Raw genomic sequence first — 12,381 nt, 5'->3', positions numbered from 1 at the left:
GTGTAGGTCCCGCCGGGCACCGCGTAGGAGCCCGTGTGGAACGTGCCGTCCGAGAGAGGCTCGAAGCGGAGGCCGTGCGTGTGGAACGAGATGATCGTGGGAAGCCGGTTCGTGATCTTCACCTCGACCGTGTCCCCGACGCGCGCGCAGAGCGTCGGCCCCGGGATGGAGCCGTTCCAGGCCCAAACGGGAATCACGTTCCCGGGCTCGACCTCCCAGAGGATCTGCTCGGCCGTGAGCGCGTACTTGCGGTGGCCGGGCGCGTCGAAGCGCGGGCAGAGCGTGTCGGCGTCTTCGTGCGCCGCGAGGTGCCCGAGGTCTTCTTCGGAAGCGGCGACCTCGGCCGCGAAGAACCACCCCGGGGTCAGGACCTCGATCGCGACGAGGGCGACGAAGGCCGCCGAACCCATGACGAGGCGGCCGGCGTCAGACATGGTGGACGCCCCCCTCGCCGACGCGGAAGACCCCGGTCATGCCGCCGTTGATGTGGTCGTAGATGTGGCAGTGGTACATCCAGTCGCCGGGCTCCGCCGCGACGATGACGAAGCTCGTCGCGGACACGAGGGCGGCGCCCTCCTCGCCGAGCGGCTTCAGGTATTTGTTGTCGATCGGCCGACCGTCGTGCGGGTCGTGCCAACGGTGGCCGTGGACGTGGAACGTATGGTCCTCGAAGCCGAGGTTCACGAGGTGGATGAGCACGCGGTCGCCGACGTCCGCGGTGAGGAGCGGCGCCCACGGGTAGGTGTGCCCGCCGAGCGCCGCGTGGAAGCGCCCCGCGAGGGCTTCGCTGTCGAACTCCGAGAGGACCATCACGTATTCGCGGTCGATCGGTCCGACGTCGGGCGCTCGCGCGACGATGACCCCGTAGAGGCCCGCGAGGCGCGCCTCCTCCTCGACCGCGACGTACGGGAAGACGCCGCCTTCCGCGGGGATGGCGAAGGTGCGCGCCGCGCGCTCGCCGGGCGCGAGCGTCGGCCAGGGGCCCTCCAGGGGCTCGAGGCCGCCCACCCGGGGCGTGAACGCCGCGGGGAGGCTGTTGATGACCGTGAGGACGAACGAGGCGTTGTTCTGGGCGCAGAGGGTCGGGCCCGGAATCGTCGCCCCGAAGGCCCAGGCCTCGAAGGACTCGCCGGGACGGACCGTCCAGGTCGTGACGCGGGCCTCGACGCCCGCGCGGGTCGCGAACGCGGGGCAGGCGATGTCGGGGACGGGACGCCCCGCCCCGTGCGCATTGCCCCCCACGTCGGGACTCGTGTCGAAGACGAGCCCGGGGCTCGCGACGCCGACGGCGAGGAGCGCGACGAGGGCGACGGCGGCGACGGCGAACGTCACGCCGTCCGAGACCGTGGAAGAGCGCATCGTGGAACCTCCAAGGATTTAGACAAGGCTAAACCCGCTGTAGGCGCCCTTCCTTCTTGAACGTTTCTGCAACTACGAGCCGGGGGAGCGCAGCTCGTGCGACATCTCCCGGGTGGTGCGCGCGAGCTCCGCCCGGCGGTCCCGCCACGCGGGGCCCGTGACGTCCGCGATGAAGGCGGCCGCCGCGGGCGGTTCGATGCCCAGGGGGAGGTCCTCGAGGACGTGCCGCAGGGCCTCGGGATCCTCGGCCGCCTCGAGCCGCTCGGGCACGCGCTCCGCGAGGGGCAGGGCCGCAAGGTGCTTGCCGACCGCGAGGAGGAGACCCCGTTGCGCCGCCGCGTCGAGATGCATCGGTTCCGGTCCGGCGCGGGCGTGCATATCACTTGCGGCGAGAAGGGTCATGCCCGCGGAGCGCCGAAGAAGCGCATGCGACCGCGCGAAGAGAGCGAGATCGAGAGGCTCAGGCGCATGGACCGGGAAGCGCACGTCCGCAAGGCGATGGAGGCCGGCCTTTCCAGGGAGGCGGCCGAGCGGCACGCCGACGAGGAGCTCGCGGACCGCGACGACGGTCATCCCTGAGGCTTGACGGCGAGCGTCTCGACGCGCAGGAGCCTGATCCGCCCGGGCGCGACGACGCCGTAGCCTCCGAGGCTCTCCGGCGGATGGTCCGCGAGGAGCGCGCGCACCTCGGCCTCGCGTCCGGCCGGCATCCGCGCCCGCGCGAGCCACGCCTCGAGATCCAATTCCGAGGCGCCGTCCGAGAGCGTCTGCGCCTTGAAGCCGGCGGCCTCGAGCGCCCCGGCCCACGCCGCGCGCGACCAACTCCACACGTGGCTCGGGTCGCGCAGCGTTTCGATGCGGTTCACCGTCGCGGCCGCGCCCGCCTCCGGAGGCGACGCGAGGTCGAAGGCGTAGAAACGGCCACCGGGGCCGAGAACCCGGTACGCCTCCTCCACGAATCGACCGAGGTCCGCGAAATGGTGGGTCGCGATCCGCGTGGCTGCCACGTCGAGCGATCCCGTCGCGAACGGGAGCGCCGACGCGTCCCCGAGCGCGACGTCGAGGTCGACCTCGGCCTCCCGCGCGCCGTCGGCGGTCGCGACGAGCATCGCGCGCGTGACGTCCATCGCCACGACGCGCGCCCCGGCCCGCGCGAGCGCGAGCGCGGTGTGGCCGCCCCCAGCGCCGACGTCGACGGCGCGCGCTCCCCGCACGTCGCCGAGGAGCGCGAGCATGCGCGCGAGGTCAGCCGCGTTCCCGTGGGCGGCGCTCGCGCGGTAGGCCTCGGCCTTGTCGCCATAGAACGCCTGGGCCTCGCGCACCGGGTCGCGCACGCGCGGCTATCGAGCGCGGGCCGCTTCAGCTATTCGTCCGTGTCCCAACTCGAGGGTTGGGGCGCGCCACGTTTCGCGGCGTCCTTGAGCGGGGCCGCCGCCTCGTCGGGCGAAAGCCCGTAGCCCTGGGTCTGCATGCGGACCTCCTCGGAGAGCGTGGATTCCACCGGCTCCTCCGCCTCGTTCGCGAGCCTCCGCCGTCGGCGGGCCATCTATTTCTTCTTCTCCTCGGGAACCTTCATGCCCTTGCGTCGGGCCTCGCTCATCGCGGCGGCGACCGCCTGGTCCTGCGGCATGTCGTCCTCCTTGATGTGCTTCTTCGTGTGCTCGGAGATGAACTCCCGGGCGTTGTCGCTGTACTCGCTCTTCTTCTCGGGCATGCCTGGCATTCCGGAAGGGTCGGCCATGAGGTCTCTGGCCCGCTCATCGCGGAAGGGGGCGACCACAAGGGCTTTGACCCCCGAGACGGCGTGCGAGAGGGGCTCGAGGATTCCCGCATGACCGATCCGCTCGCCGTTCCCCCCTCCGGCTCCCTTCCAGCACGTCTGCGCGCGCGGTTCGGCCAGTTCACGGGCGCGTTCTGGCTCATCAACCTCATCGAGCTCTTCGAGCGCGGCGCCTACTACACCATCGTCGCCGTCCTCGCCGTCCACATGTCGGACGGGCTGGGGATCGCCGACGCGTCCATCGGTCTCGCCTTCACGGCGCTCTTCGCGCTCCTCTACTTCTTCCCGGTCGTCGCCGCGGCGCTCGCGGAGAAGTATGGCTATCGCGCGTCGCTTATCGTCTCGTTCGCGCTCGTCATCGCCGGCTACGCGACCCTTCTCGTCGCTTCCGACTTCGTGACGATCCTCGGCGCCATCCTACTTTTCGGGCTCGGCGCGGGCGTCTTCAAGCCGATCGCGGCGTCGCTCGTCGCCCAGACGACGACGGAGGACCAGCGCAGCTTCGGCTTCATGATCTACTACGCGGCGATCAACCTCGGCGCGCTGCTCTTTCCCGTTTCCATCGGCCTCGTCGGCGTCTACGCGCCTGCGCTCCTCGAAACCGCGGCCTTCGCGGTCGCGACCCTGCTCGCGATCGGCAACCTCGCGATCACGATCCTGTTCTTCCGCAACATCCGGCCGCCGCAGCGCGACGCAAGGATCGGCGCCGCCTTCGCGAGCCTGCGCGAAGTGCTGAAGGACCGGGCGTTCATCGTTCTGCTCGCGATCTACAGCGGATTCTGGTTCCTCTACGCGATGATCTGGACGTTCCTGCCGATCTACATGGGCGACTACGCCCGCATGCCGGAGTGGTTCAACGCGTCGCTCCTCGCCGCCGTGAACCCGGGCGTCATCGTGCTCGCGGCGCCGATCGTCGGGAGGCTCACGAAGGGTCGAGACGCGCTCGCGCTCATCGCGGGCGGCATGGCGCTCTACGCCGTCGGGTTCGTCGTGATGGGCTTCAGCGCGACCTCGATCCCGTTCATCCTCGGCATCGTGCTCCTGAGCGTCGGCGAGGTCGTCACGCACCCGAGCTACCTCAGCTACGTCTCGAAGATCGCGCCGCCCGACCGCGTCGCGGTGTACCTCGGCTATGGCTTCGTCCCGATGGGCGTCGGCCTCACGCTCGGCGCGATGACGGGCGGCATCCTGTACGGCCGCTTCGCGACCGAGATGGGCCGGCCCACGCTCTTCTGGGCCGTGATGACGGGCGTGCTCCTCCTGACGCTCGCGGCGCTCCTCGTCCACAACCGGGCGCGGGCCCGCCGCGCCGGCGTCGTCGCGCCTTCGCGCGCGCTCGGTTTCCTCACGGGCGCCGGTGGGGCCGCGGTCGCCATCCTCCTGATCCCCGCGCTCGTCGTCGGCGCGGCCTACGCGGGGCCCGAGGCGCGCGGCCTTCTTCCGGCCGCGACCGACGACGTCGGCCCGGACGTCGTCCTCCTCGCGCTTGGTCCGATGGAAGGCCGCGTCGACGAGGGCAAGACGGTCACGCACGACGTGACCCTTCCCGCGAACGCGACGGGAAACGCGACCTTCTCGCTCGCCTGGACGGACGAACCCGCCGGCGCCGGCGCCACGAACGCGCCCGACCGGCTCCAGATGACGATCCTCCTCTCCGACGGCGCGCGCTTCCAGAGCGACGTCGTCGGGAGCGCAGGAGGAAAGGGCGCCCTCGCGCTCACGACGCCCGCCGCGCCGGGCCCCGTGAAGGTGCTCATCAAGGCCGTCGAGTGTGGCGACGAATACGTGGCGGTCGGCCCCGTCAACGTGCCCACGCGCGAGGACCTTCGCGCGTCGTATGCGCTCGCGATCGTCCACGGCGCAACGGCGTGATCACGACGCCGCGAGCGCTTCGACCGCGCCGCTCGTCGTGAAGCCCGGGTTCGGGCCGCCGCCGATCGCGTAGAGCTTCTCGCCGGCGACGACGACGCCGAGGCCGTGACGCGGCGTCGGCAGATCGGGGAGCTTCCTCCACGTGTCGCTTCCGGGATCGTACGCCTCGACCGCGGCGAACGTGCCGCGCGACTCCTCGCCGCCCACCGCGACGAGCGCGCCCGCAAACGGCGCGGCCGCGAAGCCCCCGCGGGCCGTGGGCATCGGGGCGCGCGTCTCCCACACGCCCTTTTTCGGATCGAAGGCCTCGAGGACCGGCTTGTTGGAGGAGAGCGACTGGAGCCGGCCGCCCACGGCATACACGACGCCGTCGACCGCGGCCGCGGCGAGGTGGTCGCGCGCCGTCGGAAGGTCGGGCGCGGTCGACCACGCGTCTGCGCCCGCGTCGTAGACGAGGACCTGCTTCGTCAGCGCGCCGCCCGCGGCGACCCCGCCGACGAGATACGCCTTGCCGTCCACGACCGCCCCCGCGTGCGCGCCCCGCGCCTCCGGGAGAGACGCGACCGGCTCCCATGAGGCGCCTCCCGCCGCGAGCCTGAAGGCAAGCTGCGTCGGCACGAACGCGGAGGTGGTGTAGCCGCCGAGCACGTAGACCGCATTCCCGTGAACGAACGCGAAGGTGTGGTGGATCGGGATCGGGTACGCGGGGCCGGCGCGCCACGCGTCCGCGGCCGTGTCGTAGATCTCGACGACGGTCGAGGCCGCGCCGACGCCCGTGAATCCGCCGATGACGTACACGTCGTTTCCGAGCGCCGCGGCCGCGACCTCGGTGCGCGGCGTCGGCGCAGCCTTCAGGGCGGACCAGGCGTAGGTCGGGCCGGGGTCGCCGTCGGGGCCGCCGGGCTCGCGATCGTCGGCCGGAGGGGAAGCGCAGCCCGCGAGGGCCGCGGCGAGGACGAGCAGGGCGAGCGTCGCGCGCGTCATGCGGGGCGATCCGCTCCCGCGCGCTTCAAGCTATCCCGTGCCCCAGACGTGCGCCGCGACGCGCCTTTCGCGCGGCTTGTTGTCGAGCTCGACGAACACGACCTGCTGCCACGTGCCGAGCAGGGGCTTCCCGTCGCGCACCGGGACGACGAGGTCGGGCTTCAGGAACGCGGCGCGCACGTGGGAGTGGCCGTTGCCGTCGCGCCAGCGTCGCTCGTGGCCGTAGTCGAGTCCCCTCGGAAAGAGACGTTCGAGCGCGGCCGGAAGATCTTCGAGGAGACCCGGCTCGTACTCGATCACCGTGATCGCGGAGGTGCTCGACGTCGTGAAGAGGAGCGCTTGTCCCGTCGCGACGCCCGAAGCGCTGACGACGCTCGCGAGGCGCTCCGTGAGGTCGATGATCTCGACTTCGCCTTTCGTCGCGAGGAGGATGTCCTCGGCGTGCTCTCGCATGGCGGCCGTATCCGCGGGGATCGACAAGGGCCTATCGGCGGGCCTCGATCGGGCGGCGGTCCCGGCTGATCTCCTCTTCGAGGCGCTGCGCGCCCGTGAAGACCTTCGGGACGGCCGTCGAGTTCCGCAGCTCCTCCATGAGGAGGACGTCGTTGATCTCCTTCGCGATCGCGGCGATGTCGCTGATGCTCACGATGCCGGCGAGCTTTCCGTCCCGGTCGACGACGGGAACGCGGCGCACCATGCCCGAGGTCTTGAGCGTGTCGAGCACGTTGAACAGGTTGTCGTCGAGGGTCGCGCACACCGGATCCTTCGTCATCACTTCGGAGATCGAGGTATCCGCGCCCTTGTTGTCGGCGAGGACGTGGCAGGCGAGCTGCCTGTCGGTGACGATTCCCGCGACCTTCCCGCCGTCGACCACAACGACGCAGCCGACGTTCTTGTCCTTCATCATCCGCGCGACGTCCCCGACCGAAGCCTCGACGTCGCAGGAGATGACCTCGTTTGTCATGAAGTGCTCCACGTGCATGACGACGGGTTGCGGCGTCGCGCCGCTTTGGATTGTCTGACCAAAGGCTCGCTCAGCGCAGCTCGCGCGGCGGGCGTCGGATGGGATGGTTGTCGTCGTGGCCGCCCGAGCCCTCGCCGGGGTCCGGTGTCGGCGCGAAAGGTCGTTTGGAGCGGATGGTCGAGGCGTCGGGCTCGTCGCCCGTGAGCGTCTTCACGCGCGCGCTCGCGGGGCGCATGGGCTCGGCCGGGCGCGGGCGGGTTCCATGCCGCGCGTCGTGGTGCTCGTTCAGGTCGTCGGCGCTCGAATACGTCGCATTGCAGATGCCGCATTGCCAGAGGGCCATTCAGGCGTCCTCCTCGTGGCGCGCCGCGCGCTCGCGGGCGCGGGCCGGCCGTGGGGAGAGGGTGTCCGCGGTCTTCGCGCTCACCGCCCCGACCGCGTTCTCGTCACCCGATTCTGACAACGCCGATCGACCCCGCCACCGGGCGTCATGGACCATCGCCTTGTGCTGGTCCACCTCCTCGGCATTGGCGAACGGCTGGCCGCACTCGTCGCACCGCGCGCCCATTCACGCTGGGTCTGGGGCGCGAGCGCGAAGCCGTTTCTGGAACGGGTCTCGAAGGTCACGCCGCAGGTTTGTTGTCGGCGTGCTCGGGGAGCCTGCGGAACGACCACACGAGCGCGGGCGGCGCGACCAGGGTCGTGAGGATGCTCATCGCGACCACGACCGCGTAGAGGCTCGTCGGGATGGACGCGAGGCTCAGGCCCACGAGAGCCACGATGATGCCGACCTCGCCGCGCGGCACCATGCCGATGCCGATCGCGGTCGCGCTCGGCAGGCCGCGCCCGATCGCGCCCAGGCCGCAGCCCGCGACCTTCGTGAAGATGGCGACCGCCGTGACGGCGAGCGCGAACGGCGCGACGGGCGCGAGAACCGCGAGGTCGACGTTGAGGCCGATGTACACGAAGAAGAACGGCACGAGGAACTTCACCAGGGTTTCGAACTCGTGGATGAGGTGCGCGCGGTCGGGCGTGCTCGCGAAGGCCATGCCCGCGAGGAAGGCGCCGATGATCGCCGCAAGGCCGATCGTGCCCGCGAGCGCGCTGAGTCCGAACAGGAAGATGATCGCGATCGTGAAGACCGTGCTCTTCGAGTTGACCCAGCCCCAGCGCGGCGACTTCTTCGGTCGAAGAACGCTCGTCACGACGCGCTCGCCGAGGAACATGAAGATGGCGACGAACGCGAGCGCCTCGACGACCACGATCCCGATCCGCAGGGCGCTCACGTCGCCTCCCGCGGCGAGAGCCTGGACGATGGTCAGGATGGTGAGGCCGAGGATGTCGTCGATGACGGCTGCGCCGAGGATGATGCGCGCTTCCGTCGAGCCGATGACGCCGAGGTCGGCGAGAACGCGCGCCGTGATCCCCACGGACGTCGCGACGAGGGCCGCGCCGAGGAAGAGACCTTCGAGCGTGGGCGCTCCCAGGTATGCCATGATTCCGTAGCCCGCGACGAAGGGCACGATGACCCCGAGGATCGCGACGACGAGGCTCGTCCCGCCCACCCGTCGCATCTCCTGGAGAGGCGTTTCGAGGCCGACGGTGAAGATGAGGAAGATCACGCCCAGCTCGGCGAGGACGGCGAGGATCTCGGTCTCCGAGGAGAATTTCAGCGCGTCCTTCAGGAACGTGTTCCCGAGGATCACGCCCGCGGAGATCTCCCCCACGACCGACGGGATCCGGAGCCATCCCGCGATTCCGCCCACCACTTTCGCGGCGACGAAGATCGCGAAGATCTGGAGGAGGATGAGGCTCTCGGAACCAGCCATGGAGGGCGGGAAAGGCGCGACGCCTCTTGAACCGCTTGGTCACCCGCGGCGGTGCACGTCGCGGACGCTCGCCTGATCCACGGGCATGAGCACGATGTCCTGGACGTTCACGTGACCGGGGCGGGTCACAGCGTAATGGATCGCGTCCGCGACGTCGTCCGGCGTGAGCGGAGTCATGCCCGCGTAGACGGCCTTCGCCCGCTCCACGTCGCCCGAGAACCGGACCTCGCTGAACTCGGTCTCCACGAGGCCGGGATCCACGCTCGTCACGCGGACGCCGGATCCGTGGACGTCGAGCCGCAGCGCCTCCGTGATCGCGCGCACCGCGAACTTGGTCGCGCAGTAGACGGCGCCGCCGCGGTAGACCCAATGGCCGGCCGTCGAACCGAGGTTCACGACGTGGCCCGATCGCCGCGCGAGCATGTCCGGGAGGATCGCGCGCGTCACGCGGAGGAGCCCTTTCACGTTCGTGTCGATCATCTCGTCCCAGTCCTCGGGGCGGCCCACCTGCACGGGGTCGACCCCGCGCGCGAGGCCCGCGTTGTTCACGAGGACGTCCACGTTCCGGAACGCGCCCGGGCGCGCCTCCGCAGCGTGCGCGACGGCCGTCGGGTCCGCGACGTCGAGGACGAGCGTCTCGACGGAGACGCCGTGCTCCGAAGCGATCGCCTTCGCGACGTCCTCCAGGCGGTGCGCGCGGCGCGCGACGAGGACGAGCGACGCGCCGTCCCCGGCGAGACGCCGCGCCGTCGCAAGACCGATGCCGCTCGACGCGCCCGTCACGAAGGCGCGCTTGCCCGCGAGGCCCATGCGCGGGGCAAGGTTCTTTCCCCGAAAGAGGCTTCGCCCGGACGGCCCCGGCTTTTTCAACCCCGGGGACGCGTGATCCGTGGGACGTGGCCGGGGCCACACGGGTACATTGGAGTTCGGGGCCTTCAGCGGTCCACTCCGTGGCATGCGTTTCACACCTCGGGTCGCGCCTGCGGGCGCGACCCTCGGCGCATGCCACTCCGTGCCAGAGAGGGGGCGCTGCGCGCGCCCCCTCTCTGGATTCACCCCCCAGCGGCGGGGGGCTCTGCCCCCCTGCACCCCCCGACGCTTGTCTCTCGAACGAGAGGTTCGACCCGCGGGGCATCCCCCTGCACCCCTCGACGCTTGTCTCTCGAACGAGCCCGCGGGGGGCCTTACCCCCCTGCACCTCCCGGACGCTTGTCTCTCGAACGAGAGGTTCGACCCAGAGCCTCCGAGCGGCGGGTCTACGATGACACGTGTCGCGCATCCGCGCTTGTCTCGCTCGCGCCGACGAGGGTCGGGATATCGGTCGGGCGACCGGGCTGCGCGGGGTCAGGTTCAAGACCGGGTCTGGCATTTTGAACGCATGAAGAAGAAGGGGGAGAAGCTGCCCTCGATCTCCATCGAGGGGCAGAGCAACGCGACCACCGTCTTCCGCGACGGCCGCATCGTGAAGGTCTGCCCCACCTGCGCGTCGGACCTCGACCGCGCGAGCGGGCGCTGCCCGAAAGGGCACTGACGGATCACTCGGGCTCGGGCGCGCCCGCCGTGACGGGGCCGCCGAGCTTCGAGAGGTCAACCTGCTTCAGCGCCTCCGAGAGCGCCGCGAGCACGGCCGGGTCGCGCGGGAGCGTCACGCCGCCGCGCTTGTAGCGCTCGTTGCCCTCCTTGTCGAAGTAGCCGCGCGCGAGGCGCAGATACCGCGTTTCCCGGGTTCCGTCCTTCGCGACGTTGATGCTGAGCTCCAGGAACTCGCCGCCTTGGTTGAAATCGATCCGCTTGGCTTCGAGAGTCTCGAACTCAGCCATGGGGCGAGGAAGCGGGCGGGGTTTGAAAACGATTGTGGTCGGCGCGAAGGCGGGATGCCCCCGCGCGCTCGAGGCGCGCGGGGACGTCCTCGGCGCCGCGGCGCGGCCCCCGTCGACGTCCACCCTCCCGCGATCAGCGCCGGAGGAGGGCCGCGAGGGCGTCCGACTCGGGTCCCGCGTTCGCGGGGGACTGCATCGTCGCGGGGTCGAGCGTCTGCGGGACGAGCGCGGCGAGCGTCCCGTTGCCGCGGAGCGCCGGGCCGGTCGAGAGCGCGGCCACGAAGCCCGCGCCCGGAGCGACCTTGTTCGGCTCCCCCTCGGACGTCGCGCATTTGCCCGTGCAGGCGTCGACGAAGGCGGCCCAGGGGCGGCCCTCCGCGTCGATGACGATGTCCATGAAGTCGTAGACGCCTGGACAGCGCGTCCACGCGCACTTGCCGCGGACGAGCGGGTCGTTCGGGTCGTTCACCATCGTCGTGACGACGAGCGGGTCGTCCGAGAGCGCGTCGAGGACGTAGCCGAGGTAGCCGTTCCAGGTGCCCTCGGTCGCGATGGACTCCTTCGCATCGATGCCGCCCTCGTACGTCGTGCCGTAGTAGGCGAACGCGAGCTTGCCGTCGTCTCCCGCGGCGATCGCCGGGTAGCCCGCGAGCGTCACGTCGGGCGCGCTCAGGATGTGCGCGGGGCCCCAAGTCTTGCCCTTGTCCTTGCTCGCGGCGAGGCGCATGAGGCCGTCCTCGGCGGGCCACATCGCGTAGACGTTGCCCGCGGGGTCCGTCGCGATCGTGATCTCGTGGGTCCCCTCGAGGATGCCGACGGTCTCGTTGATGACGTACGGGGTCCAGAGAAGACCGTCGGTCTCGCTCACGGCGACCATGACCTTGCCGCAGTAGCCGCGCGGCAGGTACACGGTGCCGTCGGGGCCGGTCTTGACGTGGCCGTGGAGGCCGCCGCAGAAGCTGGCCTGCTCGCCGCTTCCGGGCGCGGGGGGCGAGACGCCCGAGTAGGCCGGGGGCAGCTCGTGGAATGAGAGGCCGCCGTCGATCGAGCGCGCGCAGCTCGACTTGTAGACGTGGTTGATGCAGATGTAGAGGAGGTTCGGGTACGCCGGGGTCACGGGGGTGATCTTCGGCTTGCCCGCGACGATCGTCTGGTGGTCCACCACGAGCGGGTCGCCGCACGCGATGGGGTTCGTGATCCAGCTCTGGCCCTTGTCATCGGAGTACGAGAGCCAGTTGCATGCGAGCGCGTAGAGGTCGACGGTGAAGACGCGGTCCGTCGCGGGGTCGACGTACACGTAGGGGTCGAACGTGATCGGGGGGTTGGGGTCGCCATTCGGGAGGCGCGGACCCGTGCTCTTCCAGGTGAGGCCCTTGTCCTCGCTCTTCATGACGAGGGTCCAGGGGAGGCCGAGCGGGTTGTTGTTGCGGAACGTCCCGGCGCTCACGAAGAGGGTGCCGTCCTTCGTCACGCCCACCGTCGGCTCGACGCCGTCCTGACCCGTGTAGAACGGCAGCGAGGTCGAGTTGCGCAGCGCCTCGACGAGCGGCAGGTCGAGCTCGCTCAGGCTCAGCGAAAGGCCCCTGTGGAAGAACAGGCGGTCCGTGTTGACCTGGCCGACGTCGATCACGTTGGCCGTCGAAATGGGCTCCTTCGCAAGGTCGATGCAGCCCGCAAGGAGGCTCGTCGCCACGAGAGCGAGGACGATGGAGAGGGACTTTCCGCGCATGGTGGCGAACCCCCGGAAGCCCGCTAAAAGGCTTGTGGCATGCC

At 70.6% G+C, this 12,381-nt stretch carries 18 protein-coding genes; 3 read left to right on the top strand and 15 right to left on the bottom strand.

Annotated elements, in window-relative coordinates; all coding sequences use genetic code 11:
• From VM889_15040 to VM889_15030, 3 genes are all read right to left on the bottom strand, one after another.
• The coding region (locus tag VM889_15040) for a multicopper oxidase domain-containing protein (protein HVL49870.1) at positions 1-434 on the bottom strand (434 nt) is incomplete at its 3' end.
• Positions 427-1,359, bottom strand: coding sequence for a multicopper oxidase domain-containing protein (locus VM889_15035; GenBank protein HVL49869.1), 933 nt, complete (start codon positions 1,357-1,359; stop codon positions 427-429). The genes VM889_15040 and VM889_15035, both read right to left, overlap by 8 nt.
• 72 nt (positions 1,360-1,431) lie before the next feature.
• Positions 1,432-1,710 carry a hypothetical protein gene (locus VM889_15030; GenBank protein ID HVL49868.1) on the bottom strand — a complete coding sequence of 93 codons (279 nt, stop codon included), beginning with the start codon at positions 1,708-1,710 and terminating at the stop codon, positions 1,432-1,434.
• A gap of 75 nt (positions 1,711-1,785) precedes the next feature.
• On the opposite strand from VM889_15030, the gene VM889_15025 reads away from it, so the two are divergent.
• Positions 1,786-1,938 carry a hypothetical protein gene (locus VM889_15025; protein HVL49867.1) on the top strand — a complete coding sequence of 51 codons (153 nt, stop codon included), beginning with the start codon at positions 1,786-1,788 and terminating at the stop codon, positions 1,936-1,938.
• Here VM889_15025 and VM889_15020 read toward each other — a convergent pair.
• The 3 genes from VM889_15020 to VM889_15010 are packed head-to-tail and all read right to left on the bottom strand — an operon-like array spanning position 1,929 to position 3,073.
• A complete protein-coding gene (locus tag VM889_15020) occupies positions 1,929-2,693 on the bottom strand; it encodes a class I SAM-dependent methyltransferase (GenBank protein ID HVL49866.1) in 765 nt (254 codons plus the stop codon). The genes VM889_15025 and VM889_15020 overlap by 10 nt on opposite strands.
• A gap of 29 nt (positions 2,694-2,722) precedes the next feature.
• Complete coding sequence (locus tag VM889_15015; protein HVL49865.1) at positions 2,723-2,905, bottom strand: hypothetical protein; 183 nt, start codon at positions 2,903-2,905, stop codon at positions 2,723-2,725.
• On the bottom strand, positions 2,906-3,073 hold the full coding sequence (locus tag VM889_15010; GenBank protein HVL49864.1) for a DUF6496 domain-containing protein: 168 nt from the start codon (positions 3,071-3,073) through the stop codon (positions 2,906-2,908).
• A 117-nt stretch (positions 3,074-3,190) separates the two neighbouring features.
• Here VM889_15010 and VM889_15005 point away from each other — a divergent pair, with 117 nt between their 5' ends.
• Positions 3,191-5,011 carry an MFS transporter gene (locus VM889_15005; protein HVL49863.1) on the top strand — a complete coding sequence of 607 codons (1,821 nt, stop codon included), beginning with the start codon at positions 3,191-3,193 and terminating at the stop codon, positions 5,009-5,011.
• Here the strand turns inward: VM889_15005 and VM889_15000 are convergent, their stop codons facing one another.
• The 7 genes from VM889_15000 to VM889_14970 are packed head-to-tail and all read right to left on the bottom strand — an operon-like array spanning position 5,012 to position 9,598.
• Positions 5,012-5,995, bottom strand: a complete 984-nt coding sequence (locus tag VM889_15000) for a kelch repeat-containing protein (protein ID HVL49862.1) — start codon at positions 5,993-5,995, stop codon at positions 5,012-5,014.
• 30 nt (positions 5,996-6,025) lie between these two features.
• The gene (locus VM889_14995) at positions 6,026-6,448 is read right to left on the bottom strand and encodes a secondary thiamine-phosphate synthase enzyme YjbQ (protein ID HVL49861.1); all 423 of its coding nucleotides are present in this window, start codon (positions 6,446-6,448) and stop codon (positions 6,026-6,028) included.
• A 31-nt stretch (positions 6,449-6,479) separates the two neighbouring features.
• Positions 6,480-6,977 (bottom strand): CBS domain-containing protein, encoded by a 498-nt coding sequence (locus VM889_14990; GenBank protein ID HVL49860.1) that lies wholly within the window; start codon positions 6,975-6,977, stop codon positions 6,480-6,482.
• Between the two features lie 52 nt (positions 6,978-7,029).
• Positions 7,030-7,302, bottom strand: coding sequence for a hypothetical protein (locus VM889_14985; protein HVL49859.1), 273 nt, complete (start codon positions 7,300-7,302; stop codon positions 7,030-7,032).
• Complete coding sequence (locus VM889_14980; protein ID HVL49858.1) at positions 7,303-7,527, bottom strand: hypothetical protein; 225 nt, start codon at positions 7,525-7,527, stop codon at positions 7,303-7,305.
• A 55-nt stretch (positions 7,528-7,582) separates the two neighbouring features.
• Positions 7,583-8,788 carry a cation:proton antiporter gene (locus tag VM889_14975; GenBank protein HVL49857.1) on the bottom strand — a complete coding sequence of 402 codons (1,206 nt, stop codon included), beginning with the start codon at positions 8,786-8,788 and terminating at the stop codon, positions 7,583-7,585.
• Positions 8,789-8,827: 39 nt separating this feature from the next.
• The gene (locus VM889_14970; protein HVL49856.1) at positions 8,828-9,598 is read right to left on the bottom strand and encodes an SDR family NAD(P)-dependent oxidoreductase; all 771 of its coding nucleotides are present in this window, start codon (positions 9,596-9,598) and stop codon (positions 8,828-8,830) included.
• Between the two features lie 568 nt (positions 9,599-10,166).
• On the opposite strand from VM889_14970, the gene VM889_14965 reads away from it, so the two are divergent.
• The gene (locus VM889_14965; GenBank protein ID HVL49855.1) at positions 10,167-10,319 is read left to right on the top strand and encodes a hypothetical protein; all 153 of its coding nucleotides are present in this window, start codon (positions 10,167-10,169) and stop codon (positions 10,317-10,319) included.
• Between the two features lie 4 nt (positions 10,320-10,323).
• Here the strand turns inward: VM889_14965 and VM889_14960 are convergent, their stop codons facing one another.
• Together VM889_14960 and VM889_14955 are read right to left on the bottom strand one after the other, a co-directional pair.
• Positions 10,324-10,608: a hypothetical protein gene (locus VM889_14960; GenBank protein ID HVL49854.1), complete on the bottom strand. Its 285-nt coding sequence runs from the start codon at positions 10,606-10,608 to the stop codon at positions 10,324-10,326.
• A 133-nt stretch (positions 10,609-10,741) separates the two neighbouring features.
• A complete protein-coding gene (locus VM889_14955) occupies positions 10,742-12,337 on the bottom strand; it encodes a sialidase family protein (protein HVL49853.1) in 1,596 nt (531 codons plus the stop codon).
• Between the last annotated feature and the right edge of the window lie 44 nt (positions 12,338-12,381).

It is taken from the genome of Candidatus Thermoplasmatota archaeon (genome assembly GCA_035540375.1).
In the GTDB taxonomy this organism is placed as follows: domain Archaea; phylum Thermoplasmatota; class SW-10-69-26; order JACQPN01; family JAJPHT01; genus DATLGO01.
This window is presented reverse-complemented; position numbering and strand designations above follow the sequence as displayed.